This is a genomic window from Kluyvera sp. CRP (assembly GCF_019930565.1).
GTDB classification, from domain to species: Bacteria; Pseudomonadota; Gammaproteobacteria; order Enterobacterales; family Enterobacteriaceae; genus Kluyvera; species Kluyvera georgiana_A.
This window is the reverse complement of the sequence record NZ_CP082841.1, coordinates 550761-568496: the sequence shown is the minus strand read 5'-3', so window position 1 is coordinate 568496 and position 17736 is coordinate 550761. Positions and strand designations below refer to the sequence as shown.

Here is a 17736-nt window from a genome sequence, read left to right as displayed (position 1 = left end):
GACATAAAGGGCCAGTAGAGCCCGCACAACACAGACAGAAACAACAGGAAGAAAATCACATGGTTGATCAGATCAAAGTCGCTGCTGCTTCAGAGCAGGAGCCGGCTGAACAGTCGCTACGGCGAAACCTTACTAACCGACATATTCAGTTGATTGCGATTGGCGGCGCCATCGGTACCGGGCTGTTTATGGGCTCGGGGAAAACAATCAGTCTCGCAGGGCCGTCGATCATCTTTGTTTATATGATCATCGGTTTTATGCTGTTCTTCGTCATGCGCGCGATGGGTGAGCTGCTGCTCTCCAATCTCGAATATAAATCATTCAGCGACTTTGCGGCCGATCTGCTCGGCCCGTGGGCGGGTTATTTCACCGGCTGGACCTACTGGTTTTGCTGGGTAGTCACCGGGATGGCGGACGTCGTCGCGATCACCGCCTATGCCCAATTCTGGTTCCCCGGGTTGTCTGACTGGGTCGCCTCGCTAGCGGTGGTCCTGCTGCTGCTGGGCCTCAACCTCGCCACCGTGAAGATGTTTGGTGAGATGGAGTTCTGGTTTGCGATGATCAAAATCGTCGCCATCGTGGCGCTGATTATCGTCGGCCTGGTGATGGTGTTGACGCACTTTACCTCGCCAACCGGCGTAGAGGCGTCGTTCGCGCATCTGTGGAACGACGGCGGCTGGTTCCCGAAAGGCATTAGCGGCTTCTTTGCTGGCTTCCAGATAGCGGTGTTTGCGTTCGTGGGGATTGAGCTGGTGGGCACCACCGCCGCAGAAACCAAAGATCCGGAGAAATCGCTGCCGCGCGCGATCAACTCGATTCCGATTCGTATCATCATGTTCTACGTCTTTGCGCTGATCGTGATTATGTCCGTGACGCCGTGGAGTTCAGTCGTACCGGATAAGAGCCCGTTCGTTGAGCTGTTCATGCTGGTGGGCCTGCCGGCTGCGGCGAGCATTATCAACTTCGTGGTGCTGACCTCAGCGACTTCTTCCGCCAACAGCGGCGTGTTCTCTACCAGCCGTATGCTGTTCGGTCTGGCGCAGGACGGCGTAGCGCCGAGCCTGTTCGCCAAGCTTTCCAAACGTGCGGTACCGGCGAAAGGGCTGACCTTCTCCTGTATCTGCCTGCTGGGCGGCGTGGTGATGCTGATGGTCAACCCAAGCGTAATCGCGGCTTTCACCATGATCACCACCGTATCGGCGATTCTGTTCATGTTCGTCTGGACGATTATTCTGTGCTCCTACCTGGTGTACCGTAAGCAGCGTCCGCACCTGCATGAAAAATCCATCTACAAAATGCCGCTGGGCAAGGTGATGTGCTGGGTGTGCATGGCGTTCTTCGCCTTTGTTCTGGTCCTGCTGACGCTGGAAACCGATACCCGTGAAGCGCTGATGGTGACGCCGATTTGGTTCATCGTGCTGGGGCTGGGGTGGATGTTCCTGCGTAAGAATCAGCGGGCTAAGTAAGATATTTGCCCTCTCTCCGGCCTTCTCCCCAGAGGGCCGTAGAGGAAAACCGTACAAAGCGCCCATTGTGGCGCTTTCTTCGTTTTTGCGCCCCATCTCGTAGCCCCCCTTTTCTCAACGTGCTAATTTCAAAGCCATAAACGAAAAGCGTATGGAGATAAAATGCGTCAGAGAACAATTGTTTGCCCGGTGATTCAAAACCAAGGCGAATACCTGCTGTGCAAAATGGCCGACGACCGCGGCGTTTTCCCCGGCCAGTGGGCGCTGTCCGGTGGCGGCATGGAGGCGGGAGAAACCATGGAAGAAGCGCTGCGTCGCGAAATCCGCGAAGAGCTGGGCGATGCGCTGGAGATTACCGAGGTGAAGCCGTGGGCCTTCCGTGACGATGTACGGGTGAAAACCTACGCTGACGGTACCACGGAACAAATCTATATGATTTATCTCATCTTCGACTGCGTGAGCGCCAATCGTGATGTGACGTTTAATGAAGAATTTCAGGAGATTGCCTGGGTGAAACCCGAAGCGTTAGCGGGGCTGGATCTCAACGTGGCAACGCGAGAAACCTTCCGCCAGAAAGGGCTGCTGTAAAAAAACGCCTCCCGAATGGAGAGGCGTGGGATAACGTTATTCGCCTTTGAGCGCGCGCGGGAACAACACGTTATTCTCGAGGCTGATGTGCTCCATCAGGTCGTCAATCAGCTCGTTGATGCCGTTGTACATCGCCTTCCAGGTGGTGCAGGCTTCCGGCGGAATGGTGACGTTCTGGGTAGTGTGCTTGATCACTTCCAGCAGTTCGCCCGCTTCATCGTGCTCGCTTTCCATTACGCTAATCGGCCCGATGGCCTGGCTACCCATCCCCTGTTTGATCATCGGGAACAGAATCTGCTCCTCTTTCATCATGTGGCTGGAAAGCTCCTGGTGCAGCATGGTCAGGTATTTCGCCAGCCCTTTTGGCACGTTCGGTTTGTCGGCATGAACACGTTCAACTTTGGTTGCCTGCAGAATCAGCTCCGGCAGTTGTTCACGGTGACGGTCGTGATAACGCACCACGATGTGGTCGATGATTTCGGCCAACGGCGCGGCGCGCCAGTCTTTGTCCACCGGCTCTTCTGCCAGTTTTGCCAGCTCGGCTTCAATCACGGCAACGTCCAGATCTTTGCGAGTGGCCGCACGGCCAAGCGTCTGCTTACCGCCGCAGCAGTAATCCATATCATATTTACGGAACAGCGCGGATGCGCGTGGGATGGAGAGCGCCAGCTCGCCTAAAGGTTGGTCGCGAAAGGCCATAGCAGTTACCTCGTCATCAATAATATAAGGTGTATTTTAAATGCATCTTTAAGGCGAGGATATACCCCTTTATGGGGAGAGGATTTTAAGTGATGGTTGTCACAAAAAATTATTGCCCTTTAACGTGCTGAATCTTATTGAGAATAGCGCTGGTAAGACCTGAATCGATTAAATAAGCCCGTCGTGCTGCCGATAGTGAGACTTCAGATCACCTGCACAAAAAGGCAAATGATGTTTAAAAGAATAAAAGTAATCACCGTACTGATTGTTGTTCTGGTCGCGTTGGGCGCGATGCAGATGATTTCAGCCGGTGTATTTGTACGCGCGCTGAATAACGATAAGCAGAACTTTACCGTCTCTCAGCTTTCCAGCCAGAACGTGGCCGAGTTTACCGACGCATGGATTAGCCTTAACCAGGCTCGCGTGACCCTTAACCGCGGCATGCTGCGTCTGCAGGGGACGATGGCGAGCAGCGTCAACGGCGGCGAACTGAAAACGCTGGTCGATACGGCGAATAATCTGCTGGCTGAAGCAAAACATCATTACGACAAATATTACGCGCTGCCGGAAACGCCGGGGCTGGATAGTCACCTGTCGGACAGCCTGGAGAAACAGTACGGCATCTATTCCGCCACGCTGGCACGCATGAATGAGCTGCTGGCGGAAGGCAAGCTGGAGGAGATGTTTAAGCAGAATGCCGAACAGAAGCAGCGGGCTATGCAGGCCGTCTATCAAGACTGGCGCGCGGTGCAGGCGTCGTTGACGAATGCCGGTATCAAACAAAATGAAAGCGACTATGTGCGTATTCTGTGGACGCTTGGCGCGATCATGCTGCTGGTGGTGGCGGTGATTGTGGTGAGCTGGATAGCCATGCAGCGCGTGTTGCTCAAGCCGTTGCATAACGTGATGGCGCACATTCGGCATATCGCAGAAGGCGATTTGACCAACGACATCAATACCGAGGGCAGCAATGAAATGGCCCTTCTGGCGCGTAACGTCAACGACATGCAGCAATCATTGGCGAAGACGGTAGGCGTGGTGCGTGAGGGCGCAGATACCATCTATACCGGTGCGGGCGAAATCTCTGCCGGCAGCAACGATCTCTCTTCGCGCACCGAGCAACAGGCGGCGTCGCTGGAAGAGACGGCAGCCAGCATGGAACAACTGACCGCGACGGTGAAGCAGAACGCCGATAACGCCCGTCAGGCGACACAGCTGGCCCATAACGCTTCGGAAACGGCGCAGAAGGGCGGTAATGTGGTTGACGGCGTGGTGCGCACAATGGATGAAATCGCCGCCAGTTCCAGTAAAATTGCGCAGATTACCAACGTGATTGATGGCATTGCCTTCCAGACCAATATTCTGGCGCTGAATGCCGCGGTGGAAGCCGCGCGCGCGGGCGAGCAGGGGCGCGGTTTCGCGGTGGTCGCCGGGGAAGTGCGTACGCTGGCGCAGCGTAGCGCCCAGGCGGCAAAAGAGATTAAAGGGCTGATTGATGACTCGGGCAATCGCGTCAGCGCCGGTTCCGCGCTGGTACACGAAGCCGGAGAGACGATGGCGGAGATCGTCAACGCGGTGACCCGCGTCAGCGACATCATGGGCGAAATCGCCTCGGCCTCTGATGAACAGAGCCGCGGTATCGATCAGGTGGGTCAGGCGGTTGCCGAGATGGACCGCGTCACGCAGCAGAACGCCTCGCTGGTGGAAGAGTCAGCCAGCGCGGCCGCCGCGCTGGAAGAGCAGGCCGCACGCCTGAACCAGACGGTAGCCGTGTTTAAAATCAGCCGCCAGCAGCAGCGCCAGCCCGCACCGGTGAAGAAAGCTTTCGCTCCGGCGGCAAAATCTACGCCGCTGAGCGAAGCGAACTGGGAAACCTTCTAAACCTCAGTACTCAGAAACCGGCACCACCGCCGGTTTCTGCGGTTTCGAGCGCACCGCAATCACCACGCCGATAACCAGCAGTGTAACACCGCTTAGCGTCAATATTGGCGGCATCTCCTGGCGCAACAGGAAGGTGTACAGTAGCCCCGCCAGCGTTTCAAAGACAATCAAGGGCCCGAGGATCACCGTCGGTAGCCGCTGACTCGCCACGTTCCAGCAGAGCGCGCCGACCCACGAGCACAGCACGGCGATAGCCATCATCAGGCCAATAAATACCGCTGGACGTGGGCCAAAAGGCAGTGAGAAATCCGGCGTCTGGGTATTTAGCCATGCGCAGGCCGCGATATAGCCCACGATGGAAACCGGCAGCGTCACCAGCGCCTGTGCGGTCGCCCACATTAATGGCGGCTGATGCGGATTCTCTCGCAGCCAGCGGGCGTTACGTAGCGCATACCACGCCCAGCAGACCACCGAAATACTCGCCAGCGCAATGCCCGAGCCGTAGCGCCAGCCGCTAAAGTTCGGTAGCCCCTGATGCAGCTCGGCGACGTTGACGCACAGCAGCCCAAAACCGATCAGCACCAGAGCGGGCATCAGCCGCAGCCAGGAAAGCTTGCCGTCGCGCTGGCTATAAAGCAGGTTGGCGAATACCGGTATCACCACCGGCAATGTGCCGATGATCATCGTGGAAACAGGCGCACCGGTGCGCTGAATCGCGCTGGCCAGGCAGAAGTAATAAATCAGGTTGCCCATCATGGTGAGCCATAGCGCCGTCCACCAGTCTTTGCGCGTGAGCTGGCACAGGCGTGCGCGGCCCAGCCAGGCCAGCGGCAGGGCTATCAGCCCCAGCGCCAGATAGCGCCCCATCGACTGTAATATCGCCGGGTAATCCGGCACGATAAGCGGCCCTACAAAAATCAGCCCCCACATCAAACCCGCTAACAGGGCGTACAGCACACCGCTAATCATCGTGATATCCACTTCGGTTAAACATGCGCAAAGTGTAGGAGGGGAAATGGATTCAGTATTGTACGAGATTGCTGATTAGCGACGGGTGACCTGTTTTTGATAACGCACGGGGGTAATGCCATAGCGCTGGGTAAAGGCTCGGGTGAGATGAGACTGGTCGGTCAGGCCGGTGGCCGCTGCGACTTCGGCAGCAGGCATGCCGCGGGTGAGAAACTCTTTGGCGCGCCACAGGCGTACCGCCATCAGCATCTGGTGCGGCGTGACGTGGAAGTGGGCCTTAAACTGGCGCTGGAAGTGCCACGGGCTCAGCGCCGCGACGTTCGCCAGCTCATCGAGCGTGATCGGATGCATGTAGTTGTCGTACAGATAGTCGCGCACGTGGGCGAAGCGGTGAATTCCTTCGGCCAGCACCGGCGCGTGACAGGCCAGCGGCTGGAATGTATCGATTAAATCCAGCAGCAGCCCTTTCTGCGCCAGCGGATCGTCGGTGTGCCATAAGGCATGGATCTGGCGGCCAATTTGCAGCGCGCGAAGCGGATCGTGACGGGTGGCATCGGCAAACCACCAGTGGCGAATGCCGGTGACGCTTTCAAGCAGATCGGGGTCGAGATAAATCATCCGGTAACGCCAGCCGTCGGCGGTTTCTGCTTCGCCGGTATGCAGCTCGTCCGGATTCATGGTGACGATAGAGTGGGTGGGCGCGACATGCTGGGTACCACGATAACGAAAGCGTTCAGCCCCGGCTTCAATCACGCCGATACCAAACGCTTCGTGGGTGTGGGGCTCAAAGGCGTAACGCGAGATATGGGCATGATACAGCTCTAAGCCCGGCACCTGCGCAAGGTGGCGAAAGCGCGCGCTGTCTTTCTCGTCGTTGAACTGTTCTGGTACGCCTTCCACGTCACTTCTCCCTCCGGGTCATCCCTTCATTATCAGATATGACCTGCGGAGGCGCTACCCCATTTAACCCATTCTTAACGCTTACAGGATACCTTTGACGCTGTCGGCAAGGGGCGTGCTCGGGCGACCAATCAGTTTGCTGAGCGTATGACTGTCGTCGAACAGGCCGCCTTTCGAGGCGCCGACGTCTGAGTCTGCGAGCATGTCAGCCAGTCCGGCAGGCAGGCCAACGCTCTTCAGCGCGGCGGCAAAATCCGCCTGGCTCAGGTTCTGGTAAACCACGTTCTTACCGCTTTGTTTTGCCAGTTCAGCGGCCAGTTCACTCAGCGTCCAGCCGTGATCGCCCGCCAGTTCATATATCTTCCCGGCATGACCGTCTTCGGCTATCACGCGCGCGGCGGCAGCGGCGTAATCGGCACGGGTCGCGGAGGCGATTTTGCCTTCACCGGCAGCCCCGATAAACACACCGTGTTCCAGTGCGGCAGGCGCGCTCGCCAGATAGTTTTCGGTATACCAGCCGTTGCGCAGCAGCGCGTAAGGAATGCCGGAGTCAGCCAGCATTTTTTCCGTGGCGACGTGCTCGTCGGCCAGCCCCAGCGGAGAGGTGTCGGCATGCAGCAGGCTGGTATAGGCGATGAATTTTACGCCTGCTGCTTGCGCGGCGTTAATGATATTGCGGTGCTGTGGCGCGCGCTGGCCGACTTCGCTGGAGGAGATAATCAGCAGCTTATCGACACCTTGCAGGGCCCTGGTTAACGCCGCTTCGTCGCCGTAGTCGGCCTGACGCACAACGACGCCTTTCTGGCTTAGCGCTTCGGCTTTTGCCGGGTTACGGACAATGGCCACCAGTTGATTGGCGGCAGTGGTGTTGAGCAGGTTAGCAAACACCTGTTGGCCCAGTTGACCAGTGGCTCCGGTAATCGCGATCATGGGTATTCTCCTTCGTGTTCGTATGGTGTTGTGGTAAGCTAACACCATAACTAACTTTTAGTAAGTACGTACGGAAAGGTAAGTATGAAAGAAAATAATCCGACGCTGACGCAAAAGATGCGTAACGGCAATTTGTTTGCCGAGCGCTGTCCCTCGCGAGACGTACTCAAACATGTGACCAGCCGCTGGGGCGTACTGATTCTGGTGGCGCTGCGTGAGGGCACGCACCGATTTAGCGACCTGCGGCGTAAAATGGGCGGCGTGAGTGAAAAAATGCTCGCCCAGTCGTTGCAGGCGCTTGAGCAGGATGGCTTTATCAACCGCGTTTCCTACCCGGTGGTACCGCCGCATGTAGAGTATAGCCTGACCCCGTTGGGAGAAGAGGTGAGCGAAAAGGTGGCGGCGCTGGCGGACTGGATTGAGGTGAACTTGCCGTTGGTGATGGCGCAACAGAGCCCGACACAGGCGTAAAACGCCTGTGTCGGCTCGTTGTTTACTTACTCAAATCCAGCTGATAAATCGCGAAGCCAATGTCATCGGTCGCCACCTGTTTCATCGGATACTGCGCTTTCTCTTTGATAAACGCCGCCGCTTTTTCTGACGGTGAGGTTTCGAAGCGGATATCCAGTTTGGTGTCGCTGTGAATCGGCGCTAAACGCCAGTTGTTGTCCGCCGCCGGGTGAATTTCACCGGCTTTCTTCGACTCGGCGCCAATCCAGGCCGCCAGCACTGAGCGGTTTTCGTCCGGCGAGGCGAAGGCGATGTGGCTATCACCCGTGCCCGCGAACTTACCACCGTAGGCACGGTAGTTGTTGGTGGCGACAAGGAACGTGGCGTTTGGATCGATCGGCTTGCCGTTGAAGGTCAGATGCTTAATACGCTCGGCCTTCGGGTTAACGACCTGACATTCACCGTTGTAACGTGCAGGCTGAGTGATATCAACCTGATAGTTCACACCGTCAATCACGTCGAAGTTATAGGTGCGGAAGCCGTCCCAGTTGATCAGAGACTGCGGCTTGCTGCTGTGCGGATCGATCTGGTTGAACTGCCCGGCAGAGCACTCCAGCCACTCTTTCACCTCTTTGCCGCTGGCTTTGACCACCACCAGGGTGTTCGGGTAGAGATAAAGATCGGCGGCGTTGCGGAAGGTGAGCTGGCCTTTTTCCACTTCGACATAGCTGGCCGGATCGTTCTTACGGCCACCCACTTTAAACGGCGCGGCGGCAGACAGCACCGGCAGTTTCGCCAGATCCGGATCGCCCTGAATATAGTGCTCAACGTAGGCCTTCTGCGCCATGTTAACCACCTGGACGGTTGGGTCGTCCTGCACCAGCGACAGGTAGCTGTACATGTTGTCGGAGGATTTCCCGATCGGCTTGCTGACGAACTCACGCGTAGCGTCGTGGTCGGCCTTCAGCGCATCGACCAGCTTACTGTCTTCTGCCGCCAGCGATTTCTTCGCCGCCGCATCGTAAATCGGTCGCGCCTGCGCCTGTGCCGAGGTCACTTGCCATTTGCCGCTGTCATTGTTCAGCACCAGATCGACCACGCCCAGGTGATCGCCCCACATCCCCGGCATGACCGCGGGAACGCCATTCAGAGTGCCTTTGGCGATATCCGCGCCTTTAATGCTGGCGAAGTCTTTGCTCGGGAACACCGCGTGGGCGTGGCCGAACATAATGGCGTCAACGCCCGGTACCTGGCTTAAGTAGTAGACCGAGTTTTCCGCCATCGCCTGGTAGGGATCGGCAGAGAGGCCGGAGTGGGCAATCACCACCACCACGTCCGCACCGTTGGCGCGCATCTCCGGCACGTACTTGCGGGCGGTTTCGGTGATGTCGTTAACGGTGACTTTGCCGCTCAGGTTGGCTTTATCCCAGGTCATGATCTGCGGCGGCACAAAGCCGATATAGCCGATTTTCAGCGTGTGCTTGCTGCCGTCTTTATCGACCACGTCCGTTTCTTTAATCAGATACGGAGTAAACATCGGTTTTTGGGTCTTAACGTCGATGATATTGGCGTTAATGTACGGGAATTTCGCACCCGCCAGCGCTTTGTGCAGATAATCCAGACCGTAGTTGAACTCGTGGTTGCCGAGGTTGCCCACCGTGTAGTCGAGCAGGTTCATCGCTTTATACACCGGGTGCGTATCGCCCTGCTTTAACCCTTTTGCTGCCGCGTAGTCGCCCATTGGGCTACCCTGAATAACGTCGCCGTTATCCACCAGCACGCTGTTCTTCACCTCGTCGCGAGCGGCGTTAATCAGGCTCGCCGTGCGGACCAGGCCGAACTTCTCGGTGGCGGTATCTTTGTAGTAATCAAAATCCATCATATTGCTATGAAGATCGGTGGTTTCCATGATACGGAGGTCCACCGTTGCCGCATTGACGCTGGCGGCGATCAGCGTGGCCAGAAGCGTTGCGCTAAACTTGATCATCAGAGGCATCCTTTTTTTCGATCTAAGACACAGATTTAAATGTATTTGTTTTCTGTTGCTTACAAGAATGTGAATCATGCCAGAAAATCATGACGGGAAATCGGCAGCGGTTCACAGTTATCCGGAACGATGATGGGAATAGCGGATTAAGCGGCAATACGATATAAATAAAACAATAAGTTAACACCACTGTAATTTTAACGAGGTGGAAAATGTTAGAACAAGTCTGTCAGCTTGCGCGCGATGCGGGCGATGCCATCATGGACGTGTACGATGGTAAGCAGCCGTTAGACATCGCCAGCAAGAAAGATGATTCGCCGGTGACTGCGGCCGACATCGCCGCTCACCATGTGATTATCAAAGGCCTGAAGGCGATGACGCCGGAAATCCCGATTCTCTCCGAAGAAGATCCGCCGGGCTGGGACGTGCGCCAGCACTGGCAGCGCTATTGGCTGGTGGACCCGCTGGACGGCACCAAGGAGTTCATCAAACGCAACGGTGAATTCACCGTCAACATCGCGCTAATTGAGAACGGTAAAGCGGTGCTGGGCGTGGTCTACGCGCCGGTGTTGAAGGTGATGTATAGCGCCGCCAACGGCAAGGCGTGGAAAGAAGAGTGCGGCGTGCGTAAGCCAATTCAGGTGCGCGACGCTAACCCGCCGAAAGTGGTGGTTAGCCGCTCGCACTATGCCAACGATGATGAGCTGAAAGAGTATCTGCAACAGTTAGGCGAGCATGATACGGCGTCGATTGGTTCGTCGCTGAAGTTCTGCCTGGTGGCGGAAGGCGAAGCGCAGCTTTACCCGCGCTTCGGGCCAACCAACATCTGGGATACCGCGGCGGGACATGCCGTCGCCGCCGCTGCCGGCGCGCACGTCAACGACTGGCAGGGAAAAACGCTGGATTACACCCCGCGTGAATCGTTCCTTAACCCCGGCTTCCGCGTTTCAATTTTTTAATTCAACAGCTTATGCAGCAGGGCGACGACCTGCTGCACTTCTGCCGCCGTCAGGCCACCGTCTTTTGCCCACTGCACTCGCCCGTCTTTATCCAGCACCACAATCGCTGAACTGCCTTCTTCAAGCTGCCAGGCTTTGCGCACTACGCCGTCGCTATCGACGACAAACTGCGACCACGGGAACAGTTTCTTATTGCTTTCAATGCTGCTGCGCACAAACATCGATGAACCCGGAATGGCGTCATCGGTATTCACGATGGTGGTGGTCTGATAGCGATCGTGCGGCAGATTGGCGGCCTTAATGGCTTCAATCAACGAGGCGTTTTTCTCTTTCGCTGACGAACGTCCGGCAATATGTTGCACGACGCGCACTTTGCCGGGGAGCTGCGCGCTATTCCAGCTTTTATAGCTAAACTTATCGTTATCAAGAATGAGTTCACCGCGATCGGCCACGCCAACGGGGGCCACGCGTTGTCCATTTGTGAAATTATGTGCGGCTGCCATTAACGGCATTAACAGGCATGAAACCGCAAGAAGCGTACGTAGAGTCATGGTTTTTCCTTTTTTATATGCAGGTGATCCGACCACTTGGTCGATGCTTTTAATCATAAGTGCGATTAATGGAGTTTTCCCGCAAAGGCGGTGCCAGTTTGTGGAGGAACGCACACAATCTCACGAAAATGAAGCCTTATACTGTCTTCGTCGTATAGCTGAAAAGAATGTTCTGAATTATTGTAATAAAAAAGTAAATTAGGACCTCTATGATAGAGGACCTCTGTTGTTATGGACTATAGTTAACGAGTACTTCACTTTGCGCCCCGGAGCGTTGAAGCCAAATGTGGATCAACTAGGGCGTAGTACTCGCAGGAGATTAGAATGAAAATTTTCCAACGCTACAACCCGCTTCAGGTTGCGAAGTATGTTAAGACCCTGTTTCGTGGACGGTTGTATATCAAGGACGTTGGCGCTTTTGAATTTGATAAGGGTAAAATTCTTATCCCAAAAGTCAGAGACATCCAGCACCTTTCTGTGATGTCTGAAGTGAACCGTCACGTACTGCGTCTTCAGACCGAAATGGCCTAACGCAGATACCACGCGGTAGAATTAAAAACGGCTCCTTATGGGAGCCGTTGATGTTTTTAGCCCTTCATCGCCGCATAGCGCTTGCGGTACTCCCCCGGCGGAATGCCGTTGTGTTTGCGGAACACCTTCGTGAAATAGACCGGGTCGCTATAGCCGATCGACAGCGCTACTTTATTCAGCGGCAGCGTGGTGGTCTGCAGTAACCACTTTGCCCGATTCACCCGCTGCATCTCGCGCCAGGCGTAGATGGTTTGCCCTAACTCATTCTTAAACAGATGCGCCAGTCTGGAAGGCGACAGGAAAACCATCGCTGCCAGCGTCTCAATTTTCATCTCCTGGGCAATATTTTCGTTCAGGTAATCACAGATAGCGTTGATGCGCGGGTCGTGGGCGTGGCGGTTGCTGATCGGCTGTAGCTGAAAGCAGCTCAAAATAAGCCGCTCCAGCGCGTTCATCGCCAGCGCTTCGGCGAGCGGGGCGGTATCGTTGTGGTGATGGATAACCTCATAAAAAAGATCGCGTAGCGCCTGCTGCTGCTGGGGATCGTTCACCGTGGTTTTGCCAATACTGTGGGTCGTGTGGTCCCACTTGAGCCAGTCGATCCAGTAAGGACGTGGAATAAAGTAGATCCACAGGTGGTCCCAATGTTCGCTGTGCTCATCGCGTCCGTAGTGGTGTGGCACGCCAGGCGGGAACAGCAGCAGTTCGTTTTCGCCAAACAGCAGCGACCCTTCTCCCGCCTTCGCGCGCGCCTGGCCGCGCAGGGTCAGGTTGATAATATAACCCTTCATCCCCTGCGGGCGGTTGATGTAGTAGTCGAGCTTTGAACCGCGAGTAATAGGCGTAAAGCCAGCGACGACCCAGGCGTTGAAGGTGAAAGTTTTTATCAATGGTGAGAAGTGCAAAAGCGCATTGATATCTAACTCCATAACTCCTCCGCCCGTTGCCGTTAACTTTCGATGATACTAAATTCCCAGCCTTTGAGACGCAATGGCTCGCCGAGCGTCACCGATTTACCGCTTAGCAGCTCGGTGCCGCTGGTTTCGGCGAGCATCTCTTGACTATCGCCGCTGTAGTTAAACAGGAAGTGAATGCGTTTGCCGTCGCGGTTACGCAGGGTTCTGGTAATGAAAGGATAGCGGTAGGCTGACGTGCGCGAATGGAGTTCCAGCCCGTCGGTCAGGGTGTCAAACAGCTGACTAATCAGCGCCTTGTGCGGCAGGAAGCCCACGTACAGCGCCCGGCCTTTGCCGTAGTTCGCTTCGGTCGCCGCCGCATACTCGCTCCAGGCCGGATGCTGATAGCGCAGCAGCGTGCGGGTCCCCGGCGCAGGCGTTAGCAGCTCCATCCACAGCTCGGCGGCGTTGTGTTCGCGGCAGTCCAGGGCCGAAGTACAGCCGACAACGGTCACGTCCTCCGGCAGGGTGAACTGGCTGTAGGTTACGCCACATGCGCTGTGCAGAATGCCCGGCTGCGCGCTGCTGCGCACCTTCACGTTTTCATCACTGAAGCCGGACTTAAAGCTAATCAGCGCCCGTCCTCCTTGCTCAACGTAGCGGTTAATCCGCGTGAGCAGACCGTCATCGGCGGCGTACAGGGCGGGTACGATCAGTATTTTGTAGCGCGACGTCTCCTCGGTGATGTCGTTGATGATATCCAGCGCGATGTTGTGGTCATACAGTGCATCGTGGAAGCGGCGGAAGATATCGTTATAGACGTTGCCCTGCGCGTCGCCGGGGCGGAACTGATTGAGTGCATCCATGGCTTCATTGTTAATCAGCAGCGCCACATCGTTCTCGGCTCGCAGTCCGGCTAGCTGAGGTGACAGGCGAGCGAAATCAGCGCCGATAGTAGTCGCTTCCTGCCAGGTCGCGTTGCGGGAAAAATCGTGGCTCAGCAGCCCCTTCCAGTAGGTTTCAAATGAATTGTGGATGGAGTGCCAGTGCCAGTACGAGACCATCGCCGCGCCCGACGCCACGTGACTAAAGGCCTGGAGCCGCAACTGGCCGGGGAAGGGCGTCCACTGGGCAAAGCCTTGCGCCTGGGTTTCCAGCACAAAGTAGTTATTGCCACCTTTTAGCGCGCGGGTAATGGCGCCGCCGAAGGCAATTTCTCGTCCGGTTAAATGCTTCTGGCTGGGATGATAAATATCGACCCCGGCAATATCCAGCGCTTTGGCTGCAGCGAAGTGGTCTACGCGCGGCTGGACGCCGAACGAATATCCACGCCATTCAAAATCAAAATTGTGGGTGACGAACTGGTGTGGCTGCGCATACTCGCGCACGATCTCCGCCTGCCACGCCAGATACTCCGTTACCTGCTGGCGCTGATAGCGCGAGAACGCACAGGCGAGGCTGGCATTGATGGTGTTTTCCACCGGTGGGAAGTCATCCCAACTGTCGATGCGGTTGCTCCAGTAGTCGAGGCCGAAGTCGCGATTCAACTGGTCGAGGCTGGGATATTTTTCCTGCAAGCTGCGCACAAAGCCTTCCTGCATATAGCGTCCGACGTTGTCGTAGTGCTTGGTTTCGTTATCCAACTGCCAGCCGATAATCGCCGGATGATCCTGCACATGGGCCATCAACGTGCGGATAATGTTCTCTGCATAGCGGCGAAACCTGGGGTTCACGATGTCCATAATCTGCCGTGGGCCGTACTTTTGCTGGCCTTCGGCGGTGGTCACCAGAATGTCAGGGTGCTTTGCCACCAGCCATGCCGGTACCGCGTAGGTCGGCGTACCGATAATCACCGCGATGCCTGCTTCGTGCATTGCGTTTAGCACGCGGTCAATGTGATAGAAATGGTATTCGCCTTCCTGCGGCTCCAGCGTACTCCAGGTCGATTCCGCAATACGCACTACGTTGATGCCTGTTTCACGCATCAGCGCGATGTCTTTCGCCAGGCGATCCTCCGGCATATATTCGTCGTAATAAGCGACACCATAATATAAATCAGACATGCAGATTACCTCGTGTAATTAGTGCGTGGTTGCGGAGTGCGGGGTGAAAAAGCGCGCGTTATCCAGCGTAATAAAGGAAATCAACGTAAAGCACAGCGCAATGCTGCCCAATACAACGTAGCTGCTGGTAAAGCCCATGCTCTGGTACATATGCCCAATTCCGGTTGAGAGGAAAATTGAGCTGAAACTCTTGGCGAACTGGAAACCAATCAGATAAACGGTGGCGGAAAGCAGCGGGTTGAAGTTGGCGCTGATATATTTCAACGCGGCCACCAGCAGCACGGAGCTTTCAAAACCGTGCAGCAGCTTAATCAGGCTGATGGAGACAGGGCCAATCGCCCAGGCGGAGCCGATAATGCGCAGACTCATGATCATGCCGCAGTACAGCAGGGCATTTTTCGGGCCGATTTTGTTGACGAACCACGGGGCGAAGAACATCACTACCGCATCGAGGAAGATCTGCCCGGTGGTCAGGTAGCCGAAGACTTCCGCACCACGTGCTTTGCTCTCAAAGAAGTGGCTGTAGTAGATGGCAAATTGCTGGTCGTAGGTTTCATAGACGGCGCCAACGCCAATCATATAGATAGCGAAGAACCAGAATTTCTTCAGCTTTAGTAGGGCGGCCGCGTCTCGAAAGGTGACAGGCGTAGCTTTGGTTTGCTGATGTACCGCGGCGTTGGACGTATCGACCTGGGTTTTCCAGACGATCAGCAGCAGGCAGACGCCCGCGGTGCTGGCCAGCCAGAAAATCATGTTCTGGTCGATGCCGTAGAGCTTGCCGGCGGCAAAGGTGCCAATGGCGGCGCCAATTCCGCCAAACATGCGCGCGCGGCCAAACTCGAAGCCGGAGGCGCGGCTGACCTTATCAATATAGGCTTCACAGATACCGCAGCCCGCGCCGTAGGCCATCCCGATGTATACCCCACCCGCCAGCGCGCCAAGAATGACGTTGTACTTCAGCAGCGGGGCGAAAACGTAGATCCACCAGGGGGCAAAAAGCGTGATGATGATGGCCAGCATCCACATCAGGTGTTTACGGTAGACCAGCTTGTCGGAGATAAAACCGAACAGCGGCTGCACGCACACTGCGATGATGGCGGTAAACGAATAGACCAGGCCAACGTCGGTATAGCTGATACCGATGGTTTCGGTCAGCCACAGCGACAGATAGGGGTAGCAGCAGCCCCAGCCGATAAAGAAAAACAGGAAGAACAGGCAGCTCATAGAGTAATTTTTATTCATGATACCCTCGTTTCCTTATCCAGGAATCTTGTTGTAGAGACGCGAGCAACGTTACCGTTTCGCGCCACGGGGAGTCATAAATGTTCCGCTATCGACCAGTACTAATCTGCTATGGCGAAACGGGCGTGAGCCGCTTCACATTCTGCGGGGAAGGAGGGTTTTACGGGCTACAGGCGTAGCCCGGTAAGGGAATCAGGCGGCGCCCTGTTCGCGTTCGGCGATGTCCGCCTGTTTCGGTACCAGCACCGTTGGTTTGTTGTCGATGCGGGTCACCAGCAGCTGATCGATACGGTAGTTATCGATATCCACCACTTCAAATTTATAGCCGGAGAATTTCACCGAGTCGGTGCGTTTCGGGATTTTTCGCAGCATAAACATCATGAAACCACCGATGGTTTCGTAGTTGTCCGACTGTGGGAAATCATCGATATCCAGCACGCGCATCACGTCGTCGATCGGTGTGCCGCCATCAATCAGCCAGGAATTCTCGTCACGGGCGACAATTTGTTCTTCCAGGCCTTGGCCGACCAGGTCGCCCATCAGGGTGGTCATCACGTCGTTGAGGGTGATAATGCCCACCACCAGCGCGTACTCGTTCATGATCACCGCGAAGTCTTCACCGGCGGTTTTAAAGCTTTCCAGCGCTTCGGACAGCGTCAGCGTATCCGGCACGATCAGCGTGTTGCGAATCTGCACACCGCTGTTCAGCGCCATGCTCTGGTTGGCCAGCACGCGGTTCAGCAGGTCTTTGGAATCGACGTAGCCAATGATGTGGTCGATATCTTCGTTACACACCAGGAACTTGGAGTGCGGATGCTCGGCCACTTTGTTTTTCAGGCTCTGCTCGTCTTCATGCAGATCGAACCAGATGACGTTTTCACGCGGCGTCATCGATGACGGTACGGTACGGGACTCCAGCTCGAACACGTTTTCAATCAGCTCGTGCTCTTGTTTACGCAGCACGCCCGCGAGTGCGCCGGCTTCCACCACTGCGTAGATATCGTCGGAGGTAATGTCGTCTTTACGCACCATCGGCAGTTTGAAGATACGGAAAATGATGTTAGCCATGCCGTTGAAGAACCACACCAGCGGCCGGAAGACCAACAGGCAGAAGCGCATCGGGTTGATGATACGCAAAGCCACCACTTCAGGCGCAATCATACCGATGCGTTTCGGAGTTAAGTCCGCAAACAGGATAAACAGGCCAGTGACCAGCGAGAAGGAGAGAATAAAGCTCAACTGCTCGGAGAGTTCCGCTGACATATAGTTGGAGAACAGCGAGTGAAACGCCGGAGAGAACGCCGCGTCGCCGACGATACCGCCGAGAATGGCAACCGCGTTGAGGCCAATTTGCACCACGGTGAAGAACATACCCGGGTTTTCCTGCATTTTCAGCACGCGTTGGGCGTTGATGTTGCCTTCATCGGCAAGCAGTTTCAGTTTGATTTTGCGCGATGCGGCAAGTGAAATCTCAGATATTGAGAAGAACGCACTGACGGCGATCAGGCAAAGTATGATGAATATACTGTTTAACATATCTTATCTAACCCGTGGGGCCAGATCCTCGGAAGGGAAGTTGATAAATCCGTGTGAAATACACATTGAAAACCGGCCCGAAGGCGTT

General features: G+C 55.8%; 16 protein-coding genes. 6 read left to right on the top strand and 10 right to left on the bottom strand.

Going from position 1 to position 17736, the window contains the following annotated elements; all coding sequences use genetic code 11:
* Positions 1-59: 59 nt before the first annotated feature.
* Both cycA and nudI read left to right on the top strand, forming a co-directional pair.
* Positions 60-1466: a D-serine/D-alanine/glycine transporter gene (gene cycA / locus K7B04_RS02595; RefSeq protein WP_163445839.1), complete on the top strand. Its 1407-nt coding sequence runs from the start codon at positions 60-62 to the stop codon at positions 1464-1466.
* A 162-nt stretch (positions 1467-1628) separates the two neighbouring features.
* A complete protein-coding gene (gene nudI, locus K7B04_RS02590; protein WP_163445838.1) occupies positions 1629-2054 on the top strand; it encodes a nucleoside triphosphatase NudI in 426 nt (141 codons plus the stop codon).
* Positions 2055-2090: 36 nt separating this feature from the next.
* On the opposite strand, the gene ytfE is transcribed toward nudI, so the two are convergent.
* On the bottom strand, positions 2091-2753 hold the full coding sequence (gene ytfE / locus K7B04_RS02585; protein ID WP_223803444.1) for an iron-sulfur cluster repair protein YtfE: 663 nt from the start codon (positions 2751-2753) through the stop codon (positions 2091-2093).
* A 231-nt stretch (positions 2754-2984) separates the two neighbouring features.
* On the opposite strand from ytfE, the gene K7B04_RS02580 reads away from it, so the two are divergent.
* On the top strand, positions 2985-4634 hold the full coding sequence (locus tag K7B04_RS02580) for a methyl-accepting chemotaxis protein (protein WP_223804111.1): 1650 nt from the start codon (positions 2985-2987) through the stop codon (positions 4632-4634).
* 3 nt (positions 4635-4637) lie between these two features.
* Here K7B04_RS02580 and K7B04_RS02575 read toward each other — a convergent pair whose 3' ends face one another.
* The 3 genes from K7B04_RS02575 to K7B04_RS02565 all read right to left on the bottom strand — a co-directional run bounded on the left by K7B04_RS02575 (position 4638) and on the right by K7B04_RS02565 (position 7433).
* Positions 4638-5603: a DMT family transporter gene (locus K7B04_RS02575; protein ID WP_223803443.1), complete on the bottom strand. Its 966-nt coding sequence runs from the start codon at positions 5601-5603 to the stop codon at positions 4638-4640.
* A gap of 75 nt (positions 5604-5678) precedes the next feature.
* A complete protein-coding gene (locus K7B04_RS02570) occupies positions 5679-6503 on the bottom strand; it encodes an AraC family transcriptional regulator (RefSeq protein WP_223803442.1) in 825 nt (274 codons plus the stop codon).
* Between the two features lie 81 nt (positions 6504-6584).
* Positions 6585-7433 (bottom strand): SDR family oxidoreductase, encoded by an 849-nt coding sequence (locus tag K7B04_RS02565; RefSeq protein WP_223803441.1) that lies wholly within the window; start codon positions 7431-7433, stop codon positions 6585-6587.
* Positions 7434-7517: 84 nt separating this feature from the next.
* Between K7B04_RS02565 and K7B04_RS02560 the strand changes: the two genes are divergently transcribed.
* Entirely contained in the window at positions 7518-7904 is a 387-nt protein-coding gene (locus tag K7B04_RS02560; protein WP_167577044.1) for a helix-turn-helix domain-containing protein, read from the top strand.
* Positions 7905-7926: 22 nt separating this feature from the next.
* On the opposite strand, the gene cpdB is transcribed toward K7B04_RS02560, so the two are convergent.
* The gene (cpdB, locus tag K7B04_RS02555) at positions 7927-9870 is read right to left on the bottom strand and encodes a 2',3'-cyclic-nucleotide 2'-phosphodiesterase (protein ID WP_223803440.1); all 1944 of its coding nucleotides are present in this window, start codon (positions 9868-9870) and stop codon (positions 7927-7929) included.
* A 212-nt stretch (positions 9871-10082) separates the two neighbouring features.
* Between cpdB and cysQ the strand changes: the two genes are divergently transcribed.
* A complete protein-coding gene (gene cysQ, locus K7B04_RS02550) occupies positions 10083-10829 on the top strand; it encodes a 3'(2'),5'-bisphosphate nucleotidase CysQ (protein ID WP_163445830.1) in 747 nt (248 codons plus the stop codon).
* Here the strand turns inward: cysQ and K7B04_RS02545 are convergent.
* Positions 10826-11380 (bottom strand): YtfJ family protein, encoded by a 555-nt coding sequence (locus K7B04_RS02545; protein WP_163445829.1) that lies wholly within the window; start codon positions 11378-11380, stop codon positions 10826-10828. The two genes, cysQ and K7B04_RS02545, sit on opposite strands and share 4 nt — an antisense overlap.
* A 324-nt stretch (positions 11381-11704) precedes the next feature.
* On the opposite strand from K7B04_RS02545, the gene K7B04_RS02540 reads away from it, so the two are divergent.
* Entirely contained in the window at positions 11705-11911 is a 207-nt protein-coding gene (locus K7B04_RS02540; protein WP_064546918.1) for a DUF1107 domain-containing protein, read from the top strand.
* A 56-nt stretch (positions 11912-11967) separates the two neighbouring features.
* Here the strand turns inward: K7B04_RS02540 and araC are convergent, their stop codons facing one another.
* The 4 genes from araC to K7B04_RS02520 all read right to left on the bottom strand — a co-directional run bounded on the left by araC (position 11968) and on the right by K7B04_RS02520 (position 17648).
* Complete coding sequence (gene araC / locus K7B04_RS02535) at positions 11968-12840, bottom strand: arabinose operon transcriptional regulator AraC (protein WP_167577041.1); 873 nt, start codon at positions 12838-12840, stop codon at positions 11968-11970.
* A gap of 20 nt (positions 12841-12860) precedes the next feature.
* Positions 12861-14870, bottom strand: a complete 2010-nt coding sequence (locus K7B04_RS02530; RefSeq protein ID WP_167577040.1) for a beta-galactosidase — start codon at positions 14868-14870, stop codon at positions 12861-12863.
* Between the two features lie 18 nt (positions 14871-14888).
* Complete coding sequence (locus K7B04_RS02525; protein ID WP_163445826.1) at positions 14889-16112, bottom strand: oligosaccharide MFS transporter; 1224 nt, start codon at positions 16110-16112, stop codon at positions 14889-14891.
* Between the two features lie 192 nt (positions 16113-16304).
* A complete protein-coding gene (locus K7B04_RS02520) occupies positions 16305-17648 on the bottom strand; it encodes a hemolysin family protein (protein WP_163445825.1) in 1344 nt (447 codons plus the stop codon).
* Positions 17649-17736: the final 88 nt, after the last annotated feature.

Bases quoted from the DNA above. Each gene is read 5' to 3' on its own strand.
- K7B04_RS02530 (WP_167577040.1), bottom strand. From the start codon at position 14,870: ATGTCTGATTTATATTATGGTGTCGCTTATTACGACGAATATATGCCG.
- K7B04_RS02520 (WP_163445825.1), bottom strand. From the start codon at position 17,648: ATGTTAAACAGTATATTCATCATACTTTGCCTGATCGCCGTCAGTGCG.
- K7B04_RS02525 (WP_163445826.1), bottom strand. From the start codon at position 16,112: ATGAATAAAAATTACTCTATGAGCTGCCTGTTCTTCCTGTTTTTCTTT.
- cycA (WP_163445839.1), top strand. From the start codon at position 60: ATGGTTGATCAGATCAAAGTCGCTGCTGCTTCAGAGCAGGAGCCGGCT.
- K7B04_RS02575 (WP_223803443.1), bottom strand. From the start codon at position 5,603: ATGATTAGCGGTGTGCTGTACGCCCTGTTAGCGGGTTTGATGTGGGGG.
- nudI (WP_163445838.1), top strand. From the start codon at position 1,629: ATGCGTCAGAGAACAATTGTTTGCCCGGTGATTCAAAACCAAGGCGAA.
- ytfE (WP_223803444.1), bottom strand. From the start codon at position 2,753: ATGGCCTTTCGCGACCAACCTTTAGGCGAGCTGGCGCTCTCCATCCCA.
- cpdB (WP_223803440.1), bottom strand. From the start codon at position 9,870: ATGATCAAGTTTAGCGCAACGCTTCTGGCCACGCTGATCGCCGCCAGC.
- K7B04_RS02580 (WP_223804111.1), top strand. From the start codon at position 2,985: ATGTTTAAAAGAATAAAAGTAATCACCGTACTGATTGTTGTTCTGGTC.
- cysQ (WP_163445830.1), top strand. From the start codon at position 10,083: ATGTTAGAACAAGTCTGTCAGCTTGCGCGCGATGCGGGCGATGCCATC.
- K7B04_RS02565 (WP_223803441.1), bottom strand. From the start codon at position 7,433: ATGATCGCGATTACCGGAGCCACTGGTCAACTGGGCCAACAGGTGTTT.
- K7B04_RS02545 (WP_163445829.1), bottom strand. From the start codon at position 11,380: ATGACTCTACGTACGCTTCTTGCGGTTTCATGCCTGTTAATGCCGTTA.
- araC (WP_167577041.1), bottom strand. From the start codon at position 12,840: ATGGAGTTAGATATCAATGCGCTTTTGCACTTCTCACCATTGATAAAA.
- K7B04_RS02560 (WP_167577044.1), top strand. From the start codon at position 7,518: ATGAAAGAAAATAATCCGACGCTGACGCAAAAGATGCGTAACGGCAAT.
- K7B04_RS02540 (WP_064546918.1), top strand. From the start codon at position 11,705: ATGAAAATTTTCCAACGCTACAACCCGCTTCAGGTTGCGAAGTATGTT.